This is a genomic window from Methylobacterium sp. E-045, assembly GCF_022829685.1.
GTDB lineage: Bacteria > Pseudomonadota > Alphaproteobacteria > Rhizobiales > Beijerinckiaceae > Methylobacterium.
In genome coordinates, this window is sequence record NZ_JAKSYE010000096.1 from 116,346 (window position 1) to 136,085 (window position 19,740).

Annotated in this window: 17 protein-coding genes; 5 read left to right on the forward strand and 12 right to left on the reverse strand. The window is 63.0% G+C overall.

Annotated elements, in window-relative coordinates:
- Positions 1-39 precede the first annotated feature (39 nt).
- Positions 40-441 carry a hypothetical protein gene (locus MKK51_RS19295; RefSeq protein ID WP_243979768.1) on the reverse strand — a complete coding sequence of 134 codons (402 nt, stop codon included), beginning with the start codon at positions 439-441 and terminating at the stop codon, positions 40-42.
- A 329-nt stretch (positions 442-770) separates the two neighbouring features.
- Here MKK51_RS19295 and MKK51_RS19300 point away from each other — a divergent pair, with 329 nt between their 5' ends.
- A complete protein-coding gene (locus MKK51_RS19300) occupies positions 771-2,000 on the forward strand; it encodes a hypothetical protein (protein WP_243979770.1) in 1,230 nt (409 codons plus the stop codon).
- A 77-nt stretch (positions 2,001-2,077) separates the two neighbouring features.
- On the opposite strand, the gene MKK51_RS19305 is transcribed toward MKK51_RS19300, so the two are convergent.
- The 4 genes from MKK51_RS19305 to MKK51_RS19320 all read right to left on the reverse strand — a co-directional run bounded on the left by MKK51_RS19305 (position 2,078) and on the right by MKK51_RS19320 (position 6,570).
- Positions 2,078-3,364: a tyrosine-type recombinase/integrase gene (locus MKK51_RS19305; protein WP_243979771.1), complete on the reverse strand. Its 1,287-nt coding sequence runs from the start codon at positions 3,362-3,364 to the stop codon at positions 2,078-2,080.
- A gap of 32 nt (positions 3,365-3,396) precedes the next feature.
- Positions 3,397-3,756 (reverse strand): helix-turn-helix domain-containing protein, encoded by a 360-nt coding sequence (locus tag MKK51_RS19310; RefSeq protein ID WP_243979773.1) that lies wholly within the window; start codon positions 3,754-3,756, stop codon positions 3,397-3,399.
- Between the two features lie 632 nt (positions 3,757-4,388).
- Positions 4,389-4,601: a hypothetical protein gene (locus tag MKK51_RS19315; RefSeq protein WP_243979775.1), complete on the reverse strand. Its 213-nt coding sequence runs from the start codon at positions 4,599-4,601 to the stop codon at positions 4,389-4,391.
- A 4-nt stretch (positions 4,602-4,605) separates the two neighbouring features.
- Positions 4,606-6,570 carry an AAA family ATPase gene (locus tag MKK51_RS19320; RefSeq protein WP_243979777.1) on the reverse strand — a complete coding sequence of 655 codons (1,965 nt, stop codon included), beginning with the start codon at positions 6,568-6,570 and terminating at the stop codon, positions 4,606-4,608.
- A gap of 505 nt (positions 6,571-7,075) precedes the next feature.
- Between MKK51_RS19320 and MKK51_RS19325 the strand changes: the two genes are divergently transcribed.
- Entirely contained in the window at positions 7,076-8,053 is a 978-nt protein-coding gene (locus MKK51_RS19325; protein ID WP_243979778.1) for an ATP-binding protein, read from the forward strand.
- A gap of 53 nt (positions 8,054-8,106) precedes the next feature.
- The gene (locus MKK51_RS19330) at positions 8,107-8,670 is read left to right on the forward strand and encodes a hypothetical protein (RefSeq protein ID WP_243979780.1); all 564 of its coding nucleotides are present in this window, start codon (positions 8,107-8,109) and stop codon (positions 8,668-8,670) included.
- 73 nt (positions 8,671-8,743) lie between these two features.
- On the opposite strand, the gene MKK51_RS19335 is transcribed toward MKK51_RS19330, so the two are convergent.
- From MKK51_RS19335 to MKK51_RS19345, 3 genes are read right to left on the reverse strand one after another with little or no spacing between them, the layout of a single operon-like run.
- Positions 8,744-9,766, reverse strand: coding sequence for a CBASS cGAMP-activated phospholipase (locus MKK51_RS19335; RefSeq protein WP_243979781.1), 1,023 nt, complete (start codon positions 9,764-9,766; stop codon positions 8,744-8,746).
- A gap of 11 nt (positions 9,767-9,777) precedes the next feature.
- Positions 9,778-10,233 carry a hypothetical protein gene (locus tag MKK51_RS19340; RefSeq protein ID WP_243979783.1) on the reverse strand — a complete coding sequence of 152 codons (456 nt, stop codon included), beginning with the start codon at positions 10,231-10,233 and terminating at the stop codon, positions 9,778-9,780.
- A gap of 2 nt (positions 10,234-10,235) precedes the next feature.
- The gene (locus MKK51_RS19345) at positions 10,236-11,390 is read right to left on the reverse strand and encodes a nucleotidyltransferase (protein ID WP_243979784.1); all 1,155 of its coding nucleotides are present in this window, start codon (positions 11,388-11,390) and stop codon (positions 10,236-10,238) included.
- A 637-nt stretch (positions 11,391-12,027) separates the two neighbouring features.
- Between MKK51_RS19345 and MKK51_RS27605 the strand changes: the two genes are divergently transcribed.
- The gene (locus MKK51_RS27605; RefSeq protein ID WP_409565724.1) at positions 12,028-14,886 is read left to right on the forward strand and encodes a TrlF family AAA-like ATPase; all 2,859 of its coding nucleotides are present in this window, start codon (positions 12,028-12,030) and stop codon (positions 14,884-14,886) included.
- Positions 14,887-14,948: 62 nt separating this feature from the next.
- Here MKK51_RS27605 and MKK51_RS19360 read toward each other — a convergent pair whose 3' ends face one another.
- From MKK51_RS19360 to MKK51_RS19375, 4 genes are all read right to left on the reverse strand, one after another.
- Positions 14,949-15,881 carry an NmrA family NAD(P)-binding protein gene (locus MKK51_RS19360; protein WP_243979791.1) on the reverse strand — a complete coding sequence of 311 codons (933 nt, stop codon included), beginning with the start codon at positions 15,879-15,881 and terminating at the stop codon, positions 14,949-14,951.
- 141 nt (positions 15,882-16,022) lie between these two features.
- Positions 16,023-16,607: a metallophosphoesterase gene (locus tag MKK51_RS19365; protein WP_243979792.1), complete on the reverse strand. Its 585-nt coding sequence runs from the start codon at positions 16,605-16,607 to the stop codon at positions 16,023-16,025.
- Between the two features lie 181 nt (positions 16,608-16,788).
- Positions 16,789-18,078, reverse strand: a complete 1,290-nt coding sequence (locus MKK51_RS19370) for a Y-family DNA polymerase (protein WP_243979794.1) — start codon at positions 18,076-18,078, stop codon at positions 16,789-16,791.
- Positions 18,075-18,503 carry a LexA family protein gene (locus MKK51_RS19375; protein ID WP_243979797.1) on the reverse strand — a complete coding sequence of 143 codons (429 nt, stop codon included), beginning with the start codon at positions 18,501-18,503 and terminating at the stop codon, positions 18,075-18,077. The genes MKK51_RS19370 and MKK51_RS19375 overlap by 4 nt, the downstream gene beginning before the upstream one ends.
- 270 nt (positions 18,504-18,773) lie before the next feature.
- Between MKK51_RS19375 and MKK51_RS19380 the strand changes: the two genes are divergently transcribed.
- A complete protein-coding gene (locus MKK51_RS19380; protein WP_243979799.1) occupies positions 18,774-19,649 on the forward strand; it encodes an SDR family oxidoreductase in 876 nt (291 codons plus the stop codon).
- The last annotated feature ends 91 nt before the right edge of the window (positions 19,650-19,740 follow it).

A 19,740-nucleotide genomic window follows, 5' to 3' on the forward strand; every position in this document is an offset into this window, starting at 1 on the left:
AGATAGGCCAGAAATCGGCGCGAGGGCAGCTTCAGGCGTCTAAAGAACCGTGCGGTCGGCGACGTTCAATGAACATTGACGAGCGTTCCTTCCGCTGGGCTCGACACGTGTGGCGGCGAAGGGGTCTCCCTTGCCAGCGTCGAAGCCCTGTCGGTAGGCGTAGCAACGTTGCAACGCTTCGGCGATGCGGGTTCGGAAGCGGCGGTCCTTTAGCCGGCTTATCGTGTTCAAGAGCAATTTGTGCTCCTTCTCGTCATGCAGCGGACGCCGGCGGGCGACATCGGGCTGCAGGCGGTTCCGCATGAATACCAACATGCGCGAGAGTTCGAGGTAGCGCTGCATCAGGTCGTCGTCGGTTAACGAGATCCGACCCTCGGAGTAGGGAACGAAGTGGCGTGTCCCGATCAGGTCGAACTCCTCGAACATCGGGAGCTTGGCCACGAGCGACGCTTCGTCGGCCCGCAGCCGGCCCGGGTTCGAGGCCGAAACTTGCTCTTAGGTCCAGGCCTTCTGGTAACAGCGAACCATCAGTTCCGTGTCGACCTCAATGATGAGGTTGCTGATCTCGCGCCGGAGGATCTCAACGTACCTGCTCTCGGCTTCGCGCAAGTTGTTGGTGACCTCCCAAGCGGGTTTGCTCGGCTGATGAGCCCTACGTCCGAACAATCCCACGATTCGCTCCCTGCCAACGCCGAGAGCCTAGCAGGCGGTTCGACGATTGCTCAGGGACGGATCGTGCCAAAGGCATCAAGGAAGCCCAGGATCGTGGTATGGTCCAGCTGGCTCAGCATGGTCGCAAACCGGTTGGCGAGCACCTCAACTCGAACCTCGGCGGCGGTCCCATGTTCAACTGGTTCGACGCGGCCATGGCACAGCGCGTTGATGATCTCACGCTCCATCACTGCGAACGAACCAGGGCCTTAGGCGAGCTCAAGCAGTTGGCCAGGCTGTTTGGTAAGGGTTACCTGCGCGCTCTTCACAGCGAGATGACCGCGGGGCTCATCACCCAAGGCGGTCCAGCGAGAGTCCTGCAAATCAAGCTGGCATGGATCGACAAGATCCCTCTCGCAAAGCCTTTTAACAGGACCAAAAAGACAGAGCTTGGCGATGCGGTACTACTCGCGATCGAGGAGCAAAGGATCGCCGGCCAGCCAACCCCAGTAACGCGGCGTGCTAGGGCCGTTTTACTCCAAGCCAAAGTCACGCAGAGGTATGCGCAGACTAAACGGCCTACGGTACCTATTTCACCTATGGCCGGCAGCACTAAGGACGAATACGAATTACTCTCAGCTTGGCCAGAGTTTGATTTATATAAAACCTCTGGAAACACGCATCCACTCGCAACCGCTATCAATCTTAATGCGGCTAAGACGACGCCCCAACCGTTTGGCTGGTACGTAGGAGCGCCTCGGTGCAATCAGATCCCTTCGAACGTCACCACCACTTGGCCATCTTGGTGGATGTTAGGACCTTCCATCCAGGGCGACGGCTGCGTTGTCAGCTTTGGAGCATTCCTGAGATCGTTCCTGTGCAACTCAACTATCATCACATCAAGTGGTCCACTGGCGGCTGGCGAACCGTTCAATTACCCGAGCAACTCAACCTCCAAAGCAAGCCTCACAGGCTGGGACCGCGTCTGCGCTGAGATTATAGACATCGTCGAAGATAAAAATATGCCTGCCCCACAGAGTATATTTGGAGCGAACACCAGCCGCATTGTGTCAATGGACGAAATCCATCTGAGCTTTATCGCGCCAATGTCTGAATGTAATTCTTATCTTTCGTGGCTTCCACCAGGCAATCCCCGAGCGTTGCGATTTTTTCGCGGGCCTCATGAAAGATTTTATCCCTTATTCCCGGACCAGTATCCCCAACTACCAGCAGATATTTTCGTTGGATGGCATGCTAGCCAACCGGGACGCCCTCGATCTTCAAGGAATCTTCATAGAAGAACTCCGGTTTTGATATTTCGTTCTGTGATCTATGAGGGCGAGGGCTAAAATCTGAGATGGCAGTATGCTGCTAGCCTGTAAATAGCTTGCCAGGTAGGGTGGCTGCATTAGAGGGTGTTGCAGCCCTAACTGGCGCCAGCAGCGACGTTTGGGTGGTACGGTACCGGCGATAGGCCGCCGGGCGGCCTGAAGGTCGGCCTGCCAGCACCGCAGGTGCAGCCTCCGTCCTGAGGCGGTGACGCCGTCGGATCGAGTGGCATCTGCATCCCCTCGTAGTAGCGCGTCTCGGTCGCCATCATTGCCGCACGTACATCGTCGGTGAACATGAAGGCGTAGAAGCGCATCGTCATGCGGATATCGCAATGGCCGAGGAATTCGCTGACGACGGCGATGTTGCCGGTTGCACGCAGCATCCGGGTGCCCGCCGTCTTCCGCAGGTCGTGGATCCTAAGGTCATCGACACCCCGACGCCAGCAAAGATCTTCCCAAGACGACGAGAAACCTTCGGAGGTGAGGGGATACCGTTGCCCCTTGATCATCTTCCGGTCCGTGCGGGCGATCCGTTGGGTCTTCGTTGCTTGGTACGTAAACACGAACGTCTCGTGCCGATTTACTTGGGCTCTAAGAAGCACCTCAAGGCGAGGCGTGATCGGGATTTCCTGGATCAAAGGATTCTTACTGTTCTTCTTCCGCTTAAGCCGCGGGACCCTGATAACCCCTTCGCGGAAGTCGACTTGCTTCCATTGGATGAGTGCCGCCGACAGGCGTAGGCCACTCAGCAATAGGAAATCCACGAACTCCAGAAGGTCCTTGCGCTTGTCATTGCGTAGAAGCGCCTCCTCATAGTCGCTCAACACGCGAACGCGCATTTCTTCGGCTTCGGCGAACTCGACATAGTCTGGCTCATTCGGCAGCGGCACCTTGTATCGCTTGCGGGCGTGCGTCAGGACGCGCTTGACCAAGTCAGTTACACTGCGATTGACCATTGCCCCGGATACATTGCCCTTATCAGAGTCTTCCCAGCGATGGTCCTGCTTTCGCAGCTTGATTAATTCTCCTAATAGTTCGTCATCGATATCCTGCAGCTTAGTGTTAGGGCCTATACGAAACGTGAGTAGATGAAACCTCACGCGGATCATGTCGGCGGTCTTCGTGGCGCTTCCCTTGTCGGTCATGTACTTCGACGCACCCTGCATCCAAGTCATGTTTGCGGCATCAGCCAATACGCGATCCTTAGGCTTACGGGCACGATACGCATCTACGTAAGCCTTGGCGTTCGCTTCGGTCGTACAACCAGTGCCGCCTTGATATCGCTGCTTTGCGATTTGGACGTCGAAAATATATTCACCATCCTCCGAGTTCGTCGGAAGGTAGTAACCCTTCCCATAATCGGAACCATCGGCGACCGGCATGATCTCACCGGGGACAAGTCTCTGTCTCTTCATTATCGCTTGCCCTTCCTTGCGAGATATTCGGCGAAATCGGACCCATAACCACTTGCGTCAATTGTACGGACGGAAGGCTTAACCATCCTCCTCCTGATGAAGGAGGCGACGGCCTCGTCGGTAACACGCAGTGATTGACGAATCTTTCCGCGACCAATGTTGAAGACCGTGATCTCACCATCGGCGATGAAGTTCTCGATCTGCTTCTCCGAGCAGGCCAGAAGCTTCGCGACCTCTTGGATCGTCATGGCCTTGCCCAGCGCGCTGGTTGCGGCCTCAGGGGATGGTTCGGATCGGGGCTTCCATCCGCGTGGCTTGGGCTTGCGTTCGGAAGTCGAGGGAGTGGCATTCTGGGTCACAGGGGCCTCCTGCGAAGCGTGGGGGGCCCGTCGCGAGAGGGCGCGCCGGGGAGGAATAGGGCTGAGGGGGGCGGCCTAGTGAGGCGCGTTTTAGGAGCATGGTCGGCATGGGGAGGCTCGCTGCTGGACACGGGTGGAGACGCGCAAGGGATCTCAGGCGCGGCTAATCTGGCTCGATGAGGCTGGGATGCGACCCGGATCAATCCGGGTCGATGGCCCCTACAGTAGCGGTATCGAGTTCGTGGTCATGGGTGCCTCCCGATGCCGGCTGGTGCCGGTTCCTGGCCGATATGCGACCGTTTTTCGGGGGCTTTAGATCGGCCGGTACTCCAGGCCGAAGGTCCGCAACGACCTCAGGCTATGGAGCCAGACTGACGGTAGGCCCGCATGAAAGCGGCCATATGTTGCGTGACGTTGGTCATGGCTACCTTGATGGCATTAAACCGTGCTCGGAGCCCAGGACAAAATGAACGCTTGAAAAAACCATCGACTCCTATTTCGCATTATGCTTGACCGTTTCTCTCTAAGGCGAAGGCGAAAGGCACAGGCCGGACCCTGCAGGACCTCAATGCCAGTGAAGTGCCTACTGTCTTGCACAGGTTAGCTATCGAGTGCTTTTCGCAATTTATGCGCTATCCCCGACAGGTAGGACCGGAGAAATCTGGTCTGAGAACGATTATGTTGCCATCGCGACGATGTTCGCGCTCTCGCCGCAACGCGCGGCGTTCGGCCTCGACCATGACCTCGGCCGCGATGGCCAGCCGGGCGCGGTCGACGGCGGCTTCGTAGACGTCGTCCCCGAGTTCGGTCCTGATCTCGACCAGGGTGCCCAGCAGGGCGAGCACGCACTCATCCATGGCTCACCCCCATGGTGCTGGCGACGAACTGATCCAGGGCCGCCTCGTAATCTCCGACTAGGCAAAGGAAGGCGGGGGCCTCGACGATGCGGGTCCTCATCAGGAGCCGCGCAAGGTCCTCGATCAGGCTCCGGTGGCGCCGGACGCAGGCCTGCGTGTCGGCGTAGAGACGCGCCAGGTCGCCCTCAACCTCTTTTCTAAGGGCAGCGTCGAAGTCGAGGAGGCCCGAGGGCCCTCGGTCGACATGAGACCTGTGGAGTAGGCTATCGCCCAGGCCGTAGGACGCACGGATCGCCGTGGCGATGCCGGTCGCCTGCGCGAGGTCATGGTGGGCGCCGGTGGTCGGCCCGAGCCCGAACTCCTCCTCGCCGGCACGGCCGGCCAATGCCGCCATGATCCTGGCGTCGAGGATCTCCTTCGACATGACAGAGGACCCATGGTCGTCCAGTTCAGTCATGCCGCCCATCTGGCCGCATGCGACGATGGTGACCCGGCGTATCCGGCCGGCACCCACCATGTGAGAAATCACGGCATGCGCGGATTCGTGGACGGCACACCGATATCGGTCGGCTTCGGAGCGGTCATCGGTCGGCAGGACAGCCTCCAGCAGATCGCCGATCTGCAGGGAGCGACCCGCGAGTCTCGCCGTCCGTCGCGCCTGGGCGATCCAGGCGGTGACGTCGGCGCCGGTGCTTCCGGCGCCTGCGGCCGCGACATCGGTCAGGTCGATGCCGACGAGGTCGTCGCCCAGGTGTTGGCGCAAGATCCCGGCGATGGCGGCGGCATCCGGCCGGCATACGTGAATGAGGCGTCCCAGGCGGCCCGGCCTGATCAGGGCCGGATCCAGGCGGTCGGGAAAGTTCGTGCAACCGATGAGGATGACGCGCGATCCAGGGGCGGCCGTGGTCTCGACAGTACGTAGGTAGGCGGCCTGCAACGGCATCCAATATGTGCTGTCCCGGTCGCCCGATGCGGCTCTGCGCCCGGGCATTCCGTCCAGTTCGTCTAATAGGAATATACACCCGTTTCCGCCGTGAGAGCGCGCCGCCGCGAAGGCCTCGGTCATCGCCGCCAGGGTCTTGTCCAGGTACCCCGAGCCCTCGAACCAAGCCGCCACGCTGGTCTCCAAAAGTGGAAGCCCGGTACTGACGGAAAGGCTGTGCGCCAGGCTGGTCTTGCCCACGCCGGGGTCGCCGAACACGACCACGGACTTGTCGGCTTGGACCCAGAAGTCGGCCGGAGACATGGTTCGATAGTCGTCAACCAGGCGTCGGGCCCATACTCCGGCCTCGCCCTGACCATGTAGCTCATGGACCGGTGGGACGCGGCGAAGATTGGCTCCGGGAGACGACTTCGCCGCGATGGCGCGTTCGAGGCGCCGGACGCATCCGGCCGGCCCGCCGATGCCGTTCCTGAGGGCGGAGGCGATGTCGGGCAGATCCAGGATCTCAACCTGGGCCGGGACGCGCCGGGCGGCCTTCCCAGTGAGCATGCGGATGGCGGTGGAGACCATCGCCGCGGTGGGCCGGTTCAGCCTAATGCGCAGGTCGGCGGCGGCGATGAAGGCCGGCGGGACATGCGCATCCGGGGCGTGGCAAACCACGACGACGCGCTGGCCGGAAGCGATCACGTCGGCGAGTTCGGCCGCCCCGTCGGTGGGCTTGCGAGCGCGGCCAATGCCGTCCCGGGCGTCGGTCATGCCCCAGTCGAAAGTCAGGCACAGTACGCTGCGGACCTGCAGGACCCAGGCTGCGGTCGGGGGCTCGACGAGCACCGCGAGCCCGCGCTCGTTCTGGAGGCGCCTCCGGGTCGCCCTCGTCAGGGCCTTCTCAAGGATGAGGCCGGCGAGCACCTTCGAGGGGTTTTCGCGATGCTCGACCGTGGGGATATCGAGATCTTCGTTGCCGAGGAACGCCTCAGCGGTTTCGGGATCGGGCTTTCGTGGGCGTCTGGTCATGGCTGCCTCCACGCTAGGGCAGCCGGTCGCGCTGGTGGCGACGGGTCAGCCCATGGCGGGTGTCGGGAAGGCGCGAGCGCGCCCGTGACAGGTCGCGACAGGGGCGGTGCCCTGCCGGGAGGCATCTGATTTTCGAAGGGGGAAACGCAGGGTGGTCATCGGGAGGGGTCCGTCAAAAGGTCCTCCCTGGCATCGCGGACAGACGCGAGGCTATCGACGGGAGGAGGAATCAGAGTGCGCCGGCCCAGGAATTCCCGTCCGGTTCACCGTGCGTTTCATAAGTGCGAACATGATTGCCTAATTGCAGCTGAAGCCGCGCGAACGCAAGTAGTCCAAAAACAGGATCTGGGGACGACTGTGGAAAAGGCGGCGGTATCAGTGAGCCGACGAGACCGGACGAAACGCTGCGATATCCCGCAACCTTGACCATGCGGGGGAGTTAGGTTGGGGCCAGGGATGGGACGATAGTGCCTGAACATGACAGCGGACGCGGACCATCCCTTGGATGCCGCTTCCGGGTGAGCCATTTACCTCACATCAATTTGGCCTTCACGAGGGGACGGTCGAAGCGTTGAAGATCGTTCACCTTCCTTCCGGTTGGCTTACAGCGGGCGATGTTGATGCGGCCATAGCTCAATCCCCGGGGCACGCCTTTAACGCGGCAGATGAAATTCGCTTTGTTGCCTCGCTTGGCTGTCGGCTGAAGGTCGATGCCGTCGTACGACTGCTTTGTTACGCCAATCAGGCGTCCGCGTCGTCTAAACGCCTGACGCTCGACCTGACGGAAACCCCCGACGTCCTGGGGTACATCAACCGAATCCTTTTTTTCGATAGGCTGGCACTGGACGTGTGCGTACTTCCGCATCGTCCGGAAAGGCTGGGGGCGATGGCATACAGGGGCGGCAACGGCGGCCTCGTCGAGATTGAACCGATCAACCGCGAGGGATGTGATCCTGGTTTGAGGCAGCGCCTGATCGTTGCAGTGCAACAGGCTTGCTCGACGCGTTCGGACGTTCGGTCGTTGGTGGAAGCGACCCGCACCACACTGTCCGAACTTGTCAGCAACGTCGGAGATCATAGCGAAACCGACCTCGACGGGTTCGCGGCGCTGCAGGTGTATCGCAAGCGAAATAATCTGGTCGTGACGGTGGCGGATAGCGGCGTCGGCATTCTTCGAAAATTGCGGCCGGCGCTTGTGGCTGAAGTTCCAGCGCTCGCTGAAGCGGGGAACGTGGAGATTTTGTGCGAAGCGATTCGGCGCGGTGTATCGAGCACCGGGGAGGACGGGCGCGGAATGGGGCTCAAAGGTTCGGCCCAAAAAGCCATCAAATTCAGGTCGACGCTCGACATCAGAACTGAGAGGCAAGGGGTGATCCTATTCCCATCGGCGGGAGCCTACGAGCCGGCCAAGGGTATGCTGTACGATAATCTGCCCTACCTGGCTGGGACGCACATGACGATCACGTTCAGCCTCGCGGCTTGACAAAATCAATGAAAACTGATTAAGTGATTTCGATGAACGAGAGAGCTGCGAACGTGATCGCCCTGATCGATATGATGGGTGGTGAGACGGCGGGCTGGGGCCGGCCCATGGGTCGGCAGGTTTTCGAGCGTATTAGGGAATTCGTGGATCAGCGCCCTCGTGAGAGGGTTTTTGCGATTTCCATGGCCGGCATCGAACACCTGGATTTCTCATTCGCCTCTGAGACCATTGTCGAGATCGCCCGTCGTCATCGAGGGGAGAAGGGCTTTTTTATCGTCGACCTGTCGGATGACGATCTGCGAGATAACATCGATGCGGCTGCAGTTAAGAAAGAGCAGCCTCTCGTTGTTTGGTACGATGGTTCGTACAAGCTGATCGGTATGCCACCGAGCCAAGGTGTCCGCGAAGCTCTTGCGTTTGCGCTTGAGCGCCCCGCCACCCGCGCGTCGGAGTTCGCATCTGCTCGGGATGGTATGTCCATCGCGAACTCATCGTCGAAATTCAAGCAGCTTTGGAGTGGGGGATTCCTTCTGCGGTCGGATGGTAGTGCCGAGACCGGAGGAACGGAATTTATCTATCACCCTATCGCAAAGGTTGGACATACAACCTACGCCTGACGTCCGTATCTGCTGCAAAAAGGCCCGCAACGACGTTGCAGGCCTTTTTCGTTTTCGGTCAATTCAAGTTTTATCAGGCTGCGGACTTCAGAGGCGGCAGGGGGTGGACCGGTTCGAACGGCTCGGCGAGCGAATGGAAGAAGTGTCGCCGGAGTTCGGGAAGTTGTTCCCTTGCCTCAGCGTAGGCCCGGCTCTTCATCTCGGCGACCCGCGCCACGTTATCGAGCGTGTAGCGTCCCGTGGGAACGACATGGTCGATCCGCCAGATCGCCTTCCTCGTGTGCGGATCCCCGGTAATGATCCTGGCGGCTCCCATGGCGCTATGCGACTGCCCCGCCATGAAGAGGCGGGTCACGTTCGGAGCCATGAAGAGCTTGCCGCCGAAGCGGGAGGGCGCTTGCACATCGGTCGTGGTCCCAATGCTCAGGATCTTCAGTCGGTCGCCTGGCCACCCGAGCACCCCCACAGCCTCGACCGCAGCGACGCCAATAGGGTTGTTAGCCCAGACTCCGCCGTCGACGAGTTCGACATCGTCGCTGGTAAGGTAAGGACATAGAAACGTCGGGGCGGCCGCGGTTGCCATGGCGGCATCGACGGCGGGCTGCTTGTGATCGCTCTCGAACCGCAGATGATGGGCGGTCTTGTAGAGATAGACATGCTCGTTGACCGGGTGCCAAGCCGGAATGACGACGCGGGTCCGGCTCTCACCGAGGCGCCTGTCCCCGAGGATGTCCTTGAGCGCCTTATGCAGGTTGTCGGACGAGTATTTGTATCCGAACCAGCTCGCGGCGCCACGAAAGCGCTGTCTGATCCAGTTCGCCACAGGCCCGCGGTGCTGGTCGAAGATCTCAGGACCGCGCTCTTCATAGAAGGTAAGGATCTCCCTGGCGCTGAGGCCGAGGCACAGACCGAGGGCGATGATCCCACCGGTCGAGGTGCCGACGATCAGGTCGAAGTAGCGTCCGATAGGTTGGTCGAGATGTTCCTCTAGGCGGGCGAGGATCGCAGCCGGAAAGACACCGCGAATGCCGCCCCCGTCCAGGGAGAGGACCCGGTAATCGCGGGCGAGATCGTGTTTGGGATCGATGACATGCATGTTCGCTCTCCTCAGGAGGAAGGACGTCCGCTGGCGGGGCGCGACGGCGGGTGCATCCCGCCTCCCTTCCAATCATCCGAGAAGAGCCACTCCTCGTAGTAGCGGAGCCAAAGGATGCTCCACGGGACCACGGTCCGGTCGAGCAGCATCCACGGCTCCCATTCCCCCGTGCCGGGAAGGTAGAGGCACAGGGAGACGGGGGACTGCGAATAGACGTGCGGAAGCTTTCGCCCACCGGCGATGGCCCGAAGGTCGGGCGCATCGACGAAGACTTGCGGCGAGCGACGCGGAGCCTGGACGATCCGGAGGTCGTAGAGCCTCCCCAGAGGATCCGGCGAGGTCGTGAACTGCCAGCTCAGGCCACCAGGCCCAGAGGCTCCCCGACCCTTGCAGATCGGGTTGGCCTTCAGGTTCAGGTGATGCTGCGCCGGTGTCAGGAACCGCCGGGATCGGATCGCCGCGGCCATCCTTACCTCCCGTAGAAGGTGTTGGAACGGACCGGCGTGGCCGCGAGAAGGGGCGTGACGCCCGTGGTGAGTCCGATGCCGGCAGCCACGTGCAGGCTACCGCTCCGCCGAGCGGCGGCGAGACCCGCTTCCATGGCGGCGAAGACCTTGCCGACCGGCCTCGGGCCGAACATGCCTTCCATCTTACGACGGACCTGATCGTGTCCCTCAGCGGAGCCGAGGGTTTCGAGGTCGGCGAGCGCACGGGCGTGCCATTCGAAGAAGGCCTTGGCGCGGGCGGGCTTCCGGTTCCATTTCTCTGCGAAGTTCTCTCCCCGCGTCGTGGGGTTCATGATGAACCACAGATGGCGGCCATCGACCACGTCATGGCGGATGAACCTCGTCATGCCGCCGACGACGGCAACGAGGGCGTCGTACTCGGTGTCGAAGGTGGTACCCGCGAGCGCCGCGTAGCTCTGCGCCAGCAAAGTCGTCAGGATGACGGAGATCGGCGCGAGGGAGGCATCGATCCCGTACCGGTCGACATGGACGTCGCGGTGCCGCTTGGCGACCTGGACGATGATTCGCAGCATGCCCTTCTCGGTGGCTTGAACGGGGAAGGGCTCGATGTCGGCACGGATGCCACCCGCCTCGTCGAACGCCTTGGTGACACGGATACGAAGCGTCAGGGCGGCCTTGGTCTCGAAGTCGCGCCGGTATCCGATCGGGTTGGAAGGCTTCCACTTCCGGAGGGCCTTGTCGGGGACGAGTTCGCCCCCGTTAAGGCAGGCGGGGTTCTCGACCGAGGGCGTGATATCGAGGTGAAACCGGTCGGCGTAGTTCAGCCGCCAGCAGCGCGGCATCTCTTCCAGCAGCGGCGCGTAATGGCCGGAGGCTGCCAGGCGGTCCCCGATGATCTTTTTCACCTCAGCCGGCTCCATGCCCGAGGAGGCACCGAGAAGGAGGCAGACCAGATCTACGTCGAACTCCGCGATCCCGAGGGGCTTCACGACGGTTCCGAGGGCCACCGAGCCCTGCAGGTACAGCGAGAGATCTTTCAAGAGCGGGTGATCTCCCTGGGAGAGCCAGCGCGCCACGCCGTCATAGCGTTCGGCAGCCTCCTCTTTCCGTCCCGGTGGGATGTCCAGCGTATGGCTGACCTCGTGGAGGAGCTCCATGAGGCGGGTTTTTCGGAAAACGCTCCGTCGATCCATGTACATGCCTGTTTCCCTTGAGCTTTCACTCTCTCGCTTGATCTGAATAATCTCATTCAGCAACTCTGATTAACGAGACGTAGCAGGGTTCCGGGCGGGCGGCAAGTCCATGGTTGGACGACGATTTTCTAAGTCAGGCGCTCGGACCGGCCCTTCGGTCCCCGCCTGTGGCAATGGCGGGACTACCGCTTGGAAAAAGTTGGGGGAAACAGGGCATTCTCGGAGCGAGGGGGCATCAAGCGACGGATAGGGAGACTCGTGGAGTAGAACGTATCGAATAGCATTACGCGCTACTCACGACGCGTCCACGAATGTCCATGCAGCCTTTCCCGGCGCGTCGGGAGGGCACGTCCAAGAAACCTGCAGTGCTGCACCCAGGCCCGACGGAGGTGCAGGGGCATGTCCAGCACCGGGTTTCGGATCGAACTTCCGTCGAGGGGAACTCACTGGCCGGCGGAAAATGCCAGTCCAGCCTGCGCAGTCTACTCCAGATTCAGAGCTATGAAATATACTGCAAATTCGATGGAACTTGCTAAGCTTGACCTTGGTTCCTGACCGCTCACTTCGGGTATGAATGGCCGGAGTTTGACGGGGAACGCACGTGACGCTTGGTACTCATCCCGGCACCCGCTGGTTGAAAGTCGATTTTCAGTGCCATACCCCGCGTGACTGGGGGTGGCAGGGTTCTCCGAATTTGCCCGGCGGTGGTCCCGATCTGGAGGCGGAGCGGCACGCCTGGGCCGATAGGTTCGTGGCCGCTGCCGTGGAGCGTGGGCTTCATGCCATCGCCGTCACGGACCACCACGACGTCGCGTTCCTGCCCTACGTCATCAAGGCCGCAGAAAGGAGCCCACACCCGCTTGTGGTCTTCCCCGGCGTCGAGATCACCTGCCATGACGCGGTGCAGTGCCTTGCCCTTCTGGACCCCTCGTCTCCCAGAGAGACCTGGCATCGCCTCATCAGCCAACTGAAGGCTGTCCGCCACGCGGATGCCCACGATGCACGGGGATGCGAGGTGCTGTCGTGCGGGCATACCATCGTCGAGGTTCTGGAGATCGTGGCGAATGATCCTGCCCTCCGGCAGGCCACCATCGTCATTCCCCATTTCAGCAACGAAGGCGCCCACAAGTCGCTCAACCAGGCAGGGCATAACGCCCGGTTCAGGGACCTGCTGTGCGACGCGGTCTATATCGAATGCCACCATCGCGATCTCGATGACGTCACCCTCGGGAAGATACAGGGACGCATCAAGGACTGGGGTACCCGGAGACGGGCCATCATCGCCACGGGTGACAACAAGCGTGAGGCCTGGGAGCGTCTCGGCCACCACGAATGCTGGGTGAAGCTCGGGGAACGGACCGTCGAGTCCCTTCGGCAGGCGCTGCTGGCGGACGAGGCGCGAGTCGCCCACTCCCAGCCCCAGGTCCCCAACGAGCGTGTGACCGAGATCGTAATCCAGTCGACCCTGACCGGGGACGCTCCCCTCAAGATCACGATCAATGACGGCTTGACGGTCCTCGTCGGCGGTCGCGGCTCGGGAAAGAGCGCGGTGATCGAGTTCCTTCGCTTCGCACTCGGAAAGTCGGTCCAGGACCTGAAGCACGAGGATCCCCAGAAGGGGCGTGGGCGGGACCGCGAGCAGAAGCTCATCGAGGAAACCCTGAAAGGCGGCTGGGTCGAGGTCACCCTCATGCGTGGCGGCGTCAGGGAGGTCTGGCGGAGGGGTGGAGACAACCCGGACACGATCACCGTCACGACCGCCGGGGGTGTGGAGCCAATCACCGTCGCTGCGGCACGGAAACGCTTCCCCGCCCGCGCCTTTCACCAGAAGGAGCTTTCGACCACGATGGTCGATCCGACGATGGCCGCGGAGAACATCACGGGCATCGCCGCCGCCGAAGTCATCGACGAGCGCCGCCGCATAGATTCCGAGATTGCCAGCGCGAAGCGAACCCTGACGACGGCATTGCAGGACCTCGCCGCGCATTGGCAGTCCGAGCTCGAACTCGCTCAGGCCAAGAGCACGGTCGACGATATCAGGCGCCGGCTCGACGCCGTAAATTCCCAGATGGTTGATGGGGGCGTACTGCCGGATGATCTCGTACTGCTGGCAGATGAGCCGCGACATGGCCGTGCCCGCAACTACCTGGACAAGGCCGTCTCTCAACTAGCGGAGGATCGGGCACGGATCCTCGCACTTGACGCCGTCATCCTCGACCTACCCGGCGACCGCTATCCCGGGGCTTTCGATTTTCCTGAGATCGCCGGACTGCGGGATACCCTGGCGGCTACGCGTGCGAAATTGCGTGCCGAGTTGGGGAATATGGTACTCGCGATTGACGCGATGGTGACCGAGCATGCGACCGCCTCGGAGAGCTTCGCGGCAACGAGTGCGGACTTCCGCTCGCGCTACGATATCGCCAAGGATCGGCAGGCAGCGCACGGCGCGCTGATCACCGAGGGCGAGAGGCTGTCCATCCAACTGAAAGAGGCCGAGGCCGCCGAGGCAAGGGTGGCGGCGAAAGTAGCCACCTCTCGCGTGGCGGTCGCCGCATTCACTGAGGCCAGGGACGGCCTTGCCTCCCTCGTCCAGGCGCGCCACGAACTGCTCCGCCGCGCCGCCGGCGAGGTGGCGAACAAATCCAACGGGACGCTCAAGGCGTGGGAGAAGAGGGATAACCGACCGGCCGAATGCATTGCGGCCTTCTGCGCCCTGATGGAGGGCACAAACGTCCGGAATGTCGAGCAGGGTTGCGACGAGTGGGTGTCCTCGATCTTCAAGGTCACCGATGGCGTTGCGTGGAAGGCCCTCTGCGATGAGCTTGTCGCGATCTACAAGGCGAAGATCATGGCCGGCAGCCCCGCCGAACCGGGTGCGGATGCAAGCCGCAGCATCAAGGACTGCATCTTCAAGGGGCAGGTGGTCTCGCTGACCGACAACCAAGCCTCCCGCCTCTACGGCAAGCTCACGGATCAAACCGTCGGCCTGATCATCTCGGCGACCCCGAAAGACTCGATCCAGCTGACCTATGTCAGCGATGGCCAGAAGATCCCCTTCGAGCGGGCCTCGCCCGGTCAGCAGGCCTCGGCCCTCCTCGAACTCCTGCTTCGGCAGGTGGCGGGGACCCTGATCGTCGACCAACCGGAGGACGATCTCGACAACCGCGTCATCATGCGGATCGTGGATCGCATCAAGACCTCGAAGACGACCCGCCAGATTATCTTCGCGACCCACAATGCGAACCTCGTCGTCAACGGCGACGCCGACAAGGTCGTGACGATGGTCGCGACCGTGCCGGAGGACAAGGCGCCCGCGGGGACCGGTGCGATCAAGGTTCAGGTCGACGGGGCCATCGACACCCCGTCGGTCCGCGACGCCGTCACCGACATCATGGAGGGGGGCCAGGCCGCCTTCGACATGAGAGCGCGGAAGTATGGCTTCGAGGCCATCGGTCGATAAGCGGCCTTTGTGCGATGGTGAATTATCAGCGTCGACGACCAGTGGATCGACGCCGAAGAGGGTTAAGCCCCGCTCGGCCGGCTTAGGTACGCGGCCCCTCGACGTGTCGCGAGAACCTCCCGCACCTCGGTCCAGTGCATCCCGGGATACCGGTCGTTGTCGAGCGGCCCGAGCTTGCCGTCGCCGCTGTACATGTCCCGCATGTACTGCATGCCCTGCCACGGTGGGAACACGTCGCCCTTTCCGGGCGCCACGAGCCGAGCGACCTTGATCATTGCTCCCAGCAGCCCGATGCCGCCCACTCGCAAGGTCCTGAACGGCTTGCCGACAACGTCGCTCGCGGTCGCCGCCAGGCCCCGGGGGCTCGTGACCTCACCGGCGATCCGCAGCCACCGTGGCGTGGTCGGGTCCATCGCCGCGGCCGCCGTGTAGGCCGCCACGTCGTCCATCGTCGTGAAGTCGACGGCCTCGTCCGCATCGCCCCAGTGGATCACCCGCCGCGGGCCGAACAGGATGAACGGCGCCTGCCCGGTCAGCATGTCCATGAAGGCGCCATAGAGGATCGACGTCGCCCGGATCGGTGCCCCGTCGAGGCGTTCCGCGAACTCCCGCCGCAGATCCATGTTGCGGTTCCACCCCGGGGGCGTCTGCGAAAAGTCCAACGAGAAGTCCGAGGGGATGAACCGGGGCACCCCGGCCGCGACGGCTGCATCCAGGAGCACTGACTGGGTGCCGATTATCGTCGGCCGCAGCCCGTTCAGCGCCGACACGACGCAGTCCGCCCCCATACAGGCTGCCGTGACCTTGGACAGGTCGTCGAGGTCGATCTCGACGACGCGCACGCCGGATGCCTGCAGGGCGGAGACCCGGTCCGCCGCCGTGCCGCGCCGGACCACCGCTTTCACGCCGGCACCGCGTTCCCGCAGCGCCTTCGCGATCCGCAGGCCCAGGCCCCCGGTCCCACCTGCCAGCAACACCTCCGTCGGACCGCTCACGTCATCGCCTTCAGGATCAACCGAAACACGACCATCACCGCCCCCATCCATCGCCCCAAGGCAATGGGTCGGGACCGCAGGCGTTCCAGGTCGCCGTCGCCCCCCAGCCCAGCTAAATGATGTAACGTGTAGCGTTACCCATTACGCGTTACTCTCGGATCCGCGGCAAAGCTCCGCCACCGAGGACGCTTCGCCCCTCGCGTTTCCGGCCAACCTTTCGCGGATCCGCTCCAGAGTCACCGGCGCCCAATCCCAGCAATCGACACCGACGTCCGTGCTCGCCCCGGTCCCCGGCAGGGTACCGTGGGAATGCCCGTAGAGGTGAATGTCGCCCCGGTGCATCCGCGGCCACACCCGATGCCCGTAATGCGAGCACCAGATGCCCGTGGCGGTCCCGTCAGAATTCTGGACGACCACATGGGCGACGTCGACCACGGGCTCGGCCCATGGCAGGCGCGCCCCGATGCGGTCGTGGTTTCCCCAAACCAGGAGCTTGCGACCGTTCAGGCGTTCGAAGATCCCCCGGGCATACGCTTCGGAGCACTGGTAGGCGAAGTCGCCCAGGTGCCAGACGGTGTCTTCCGGGCGCACCACGGCGTTCCAGCGGGCCACCAAAGTCTCGTCGTGCTCCTGGATCGAAGCGAACGGCCGGGGGGCATGCATCCTCGGACTGAGGATGCCCTGGTGGCCAACGTGGCTATCTGCGGTGAAGAAAATTTGGGGCATGTCAGCCTCTCGCGGTTGCGGAGGCTGGGCGCGCGGCATCGCTCTCCGGGGTCAGTCGGCGGGGGGAGCGGGCGTGCGTTTCATGGTTAAGGATTCCTGAACTGGTGGGGTGATCGCCTGGACGGTCCCCGAGCGCAAGGGGTGATGATCCTCTCCGTCGAGCTCTATCGTATGGGGCCCATCAGGCGGCAGCAACGACGGGAAGCTCGTCAAGGCGGGTCGTGTAGCGAGGCGACCGCATCTCGAACTTGGTCGACCATTCGCGTTTTGGAGCGAAGCCGGCGGCGCCCGGTACGACGGCGCCGCGTCCGAAACGACGATTGCAGGCATCGAGGGCTTCCATCAGGGCCGCCCCCATTTCCCGGTCGAGTTGGCCCAGGCCCGGCAATGCCCGCTGCGAGGCCGCCAGCGGTGTCAGATCGGTGGTGACGATCCCGGCCTTGGAATAGCGGTAGCCCCCCTTCCACGTCCTCCGGACGCCGTGGGTGGCGGCCTTCACCAGCGCGAGGGTATCATTGGTCGCCTCGGGGAGCGTGACGACGGTCGAGACCGAACGCTGCGGCCGGTGCCGGTCATGCTCCGACGTGTGGAAGAAGACCGTGACGTGGTTAGTGGCCAGCCCTTCGCGCCGGAGCTTCTCCCCGAGTCTGGACGCGTGCGTGGCCATCGCCTGCTCCATGGTCGCGATGTCCTCGACGCGCTCGGAGAACGACCGGGTCACGGCGCATCCCTTCCGGGTGGCGGCCACCGTCTCCAGGTCCAGGCAGGCCATGCCCCGCAGCTCCTGGACGAGGCGCTCTCCGACCACGGTCATCGCCTTGCGAGCGACGCGCGTGTCGAGGTCGCGGACATCGGCGGCACTGTCGCATCCCAGCGCCTCCAGACGCCGGGCGTTGGCCGGTCCCACCCCCCAGATGTCGCCGACCGGGATGCGGATGATCCAGTGGTCGTATTGCTCGGGATCGGTCAGGTCGCAGACCCCACCGAGTTCGGGGTTCTTCTTGGCCACATGGTTGGCGAGCTTGGCTAGGGTCTTGGTCGAGCCGATGCCGACGCAGGTGGGGATCCCGGTCCAAGCCCGCACCGTTCCCCGCATGTCCCGGGCCAGGGTCTCTCGGTCGCGCTCCCGCACGTCAGAGATGTCCAGGAAGCTCTCGTCGATGGAGTAGATTTCGATCCGGGGGGAGAAGTCGCGATAGACCGCGTTCACACGGGCCGACATGTCGCCGTAGAGGGCGTAGTTCGAGGAGTAGACCCGGATACCCTGGGCCTTGCACATGTCGCGGATCTTGAACCAGGGCTCGCCCATCCGGATGCCGAGCGCCTTGGCCTCGTTGGTCCGGGCGATGGCGCATCCGTCGTTGTTGGACAGCACGATCACCGGCACCTTCGCCAGGCGGGCGTCGAAGACCCGCTCGCACGAGCAGTAGAACGAGTTGCCGTCGGAGAGCGCGTAGGCCCGGGCAGTCATTCGCAGCGGCGCCGGGCGCAGACGGACCCGGAAACGACGCCCCAAATCTCGACGAGGGCGTCCGGGGCCAACCGGTACTCGGGAAAGCGTGGGTTGGCGAAGTGCAGCGAGATCCGGGGGCCCTGGCGCTTCCAGATCTTGAACGAGCGCTCGCCGTCGATGTCCACCACCACAATGTCGCCGTTGCGCGGGGTCAGCGACCGGTCGACCACGGCGAGGTCGCCGTCGAACAGGCGCGCCAGGATCATGCTGTCGCCGGCGACCCGGACCAGGAACGTGGCGGGGCGGTTGACGATCAGCAGGCGCTGGAGGTCGATCTCCTCCTCGATGAAGTCGTCCGCAGGGCTCGGGAAACCGGCGCGCACTGGCTTGGCGAGAAGCGGCAGCGGCATGGGGAAGCCGATGGCGATATCGATGATCTGCATGGTGCTCCTCCGCGAATCTCGCTTACGAACAAACCATGAACGGATTTGACGCGTTCCGTCCAGCGGTCACGCTTAATCGTGGAGGCGAATTTTTGGTCGGCGCGAGTTTGACCCGGTGGGTGGATGTCGCGCCGCCGGTATTCGGTCTTTGGCGGAAACCGGCGGGGAGGCTCTCCTCCGTGGGCGTCGCGATAGCGAGCAACGTTACCTGCTACGAGGAACACCCCCGGGGAAATCCTGTTGGGTCGGCATTCCCCCTGGAGACGCGCCATGACGACCGATCCCCTGCACAAGTACCCCCGGCCTCCGTTCGAGGCCCAGCCCCAGGGCTTTCCCGGCAAGACCGGCAAGATGACCCCCGAGCCCGATCACGGCGAGGAGAGCTACAAGGGTTCGGGAAGGCTTTCCGGCAAAGCGGCGCTGATCACCGGTGGCGATAGCGGCATCGGGCGCGCGGTCGCCATAGCCTTCGCCCGGGAGGGGGCGGACGTCGCCATCTCCTACCTGCCCGAGGAGCAGGCGGACGCCGAGGCGGTCCAGTCCTGGATCGAGAAGGCCGGGCGGCGAGCGCTCCTCCTGCCGGGGGATCTCAAGGATCCGGCCTACGGGCGCGAGATCGTGGCCCGCACCGCTGAGACGTTCGGCGGCCTCGACCTCCTCGTAAACAACGGCGCCTTCCAGCAACCGAACGAAGGATTGGATAGCATCGAGGATGGGGTGTTCGAGGACCACTTCCGCACGAACGTCTTCGGTCCGTTCTACGTGACGAAGGCGGCCATGGCCCACATGAAGCCCGGCGCCTCGGTGATCTTCACCTCCTCGGTGAACTCGAAGCACCCGATGTCGTCGCTGCTCGCCTACAGCGCCACCAAGGGCGCCCTGAGCAACATGGTCCTCAGCCTCGCCCAGTTGCTGTCTGAAAAGGGCATCCGCGTGAACGGCGTACTGCCGGGGCCGATCTGGACGCCTTTCATCCCCTCCGGGATGGACCAGGATTCGGTCAAGTCGTTCGGTTCGAAAGTGCCGTTCGGCCGCCCCGGCCAGCCGGCCGAGCTCGCCTCGGCCTATGTGATGCTGGCGTCCGACGAGAGCAGCTACACCTCGGGTGCCCTGGTCACCGTGGCAGGTGGAATGCCCGTCCTCTGATCGAGCCATATCACGGTTGTCGGCGTTTCCGGCGGCCGCGTGTGATTGGGGGAGGCCCTGCGACACCGCACGGCCTCCCGAGTGACAACTC

What these genes read in the sequence shown, in the direction of transcription:
- MKK51_RS19320 (WP_243979777.1), bottom strand. Translation starts at nt 6,570, where the DNA reads ATGACCAGACGCCCACGAAAGCCCGATCCCGAAACCGCTGAGGCGTTC.
- MKK51_RS19340 (WP_243979783.1), bottom strand. Translation starts at nt 10,233, where the DNA reads ATGGCCGCGGCGATCCGATCCCGGCGGTTCCTGACACCGGCGCAGCAT.
- MKK51_RS19305 (WP_243979771.1), bottom strand. Translation starts at nt 3,364, where the DNA reads ATGCCGGTCGCCGATGGTTCCGATTATGGGAAGGGTTACTACCTTCCG.
- MKK51_RS19300 (WP_243979770.1), top strand. Translation starts at nt 771, where the DNA reads ATGGTCCAGCTGGCTCAGCATGGTCGCAAACCGGTTGGCGAGCACCTC.
- MKK51_RS19365 (WP_243979792.1), bottom strand. Translation starts at nt 16,607, where the DNA reads ATGCCCCAAATTTTCTTCACCGCAGATAGCCACGTTGGCCACCAGGGC.
- MKK51_RS19335 (WP_243979781.1), bottom strand. Translation starts at nt 9,766, where the DNA reads ATGCATGTCATCGATCCCAAACACGATCTCGCCCGCGATTACCGGGTC.
- MKK51_RS19345 (WP_243979784.1), bottom strand. Translation starts at nt 11,390, where the DNA reads ATGGAGCTCCTCCACGAGGTCAGCCATACGCTGGACATCCCACCGGGA.
- MKK51_RS19375 (WP_243979797.1), bottom strand. Translation starts at nt 18,503, where the DNA reads ATGCAGATCATCGATATCGCCATCGGCTTCCCCATGCCGCTGCCGCTT.
- MKK51_RS19380 (WP_243979799.1), top strand. Translation starts at nt 18,774, where the DNA reads ATGACGACCGATCCCCTGCACAAGTACCCCCGGCCTCCGTTCGAGGCC.
- MKK51_RS19325 (WP_243979778.1), top strand. Translation starts at nt 7,076, where the DNA reads ATGCCGCTTCCGGGTGAGCCATTTACCTCACATCAATTTGGCCTTCAC.
- MKK51_RS19370 (WP_243979794.1), bottom strand. Translation starts at nt 18,078, where the DNA reads ATGACTGCCCGGGCCTACGCGCTCTCCGACGGCAACTCGTTCTACTGC.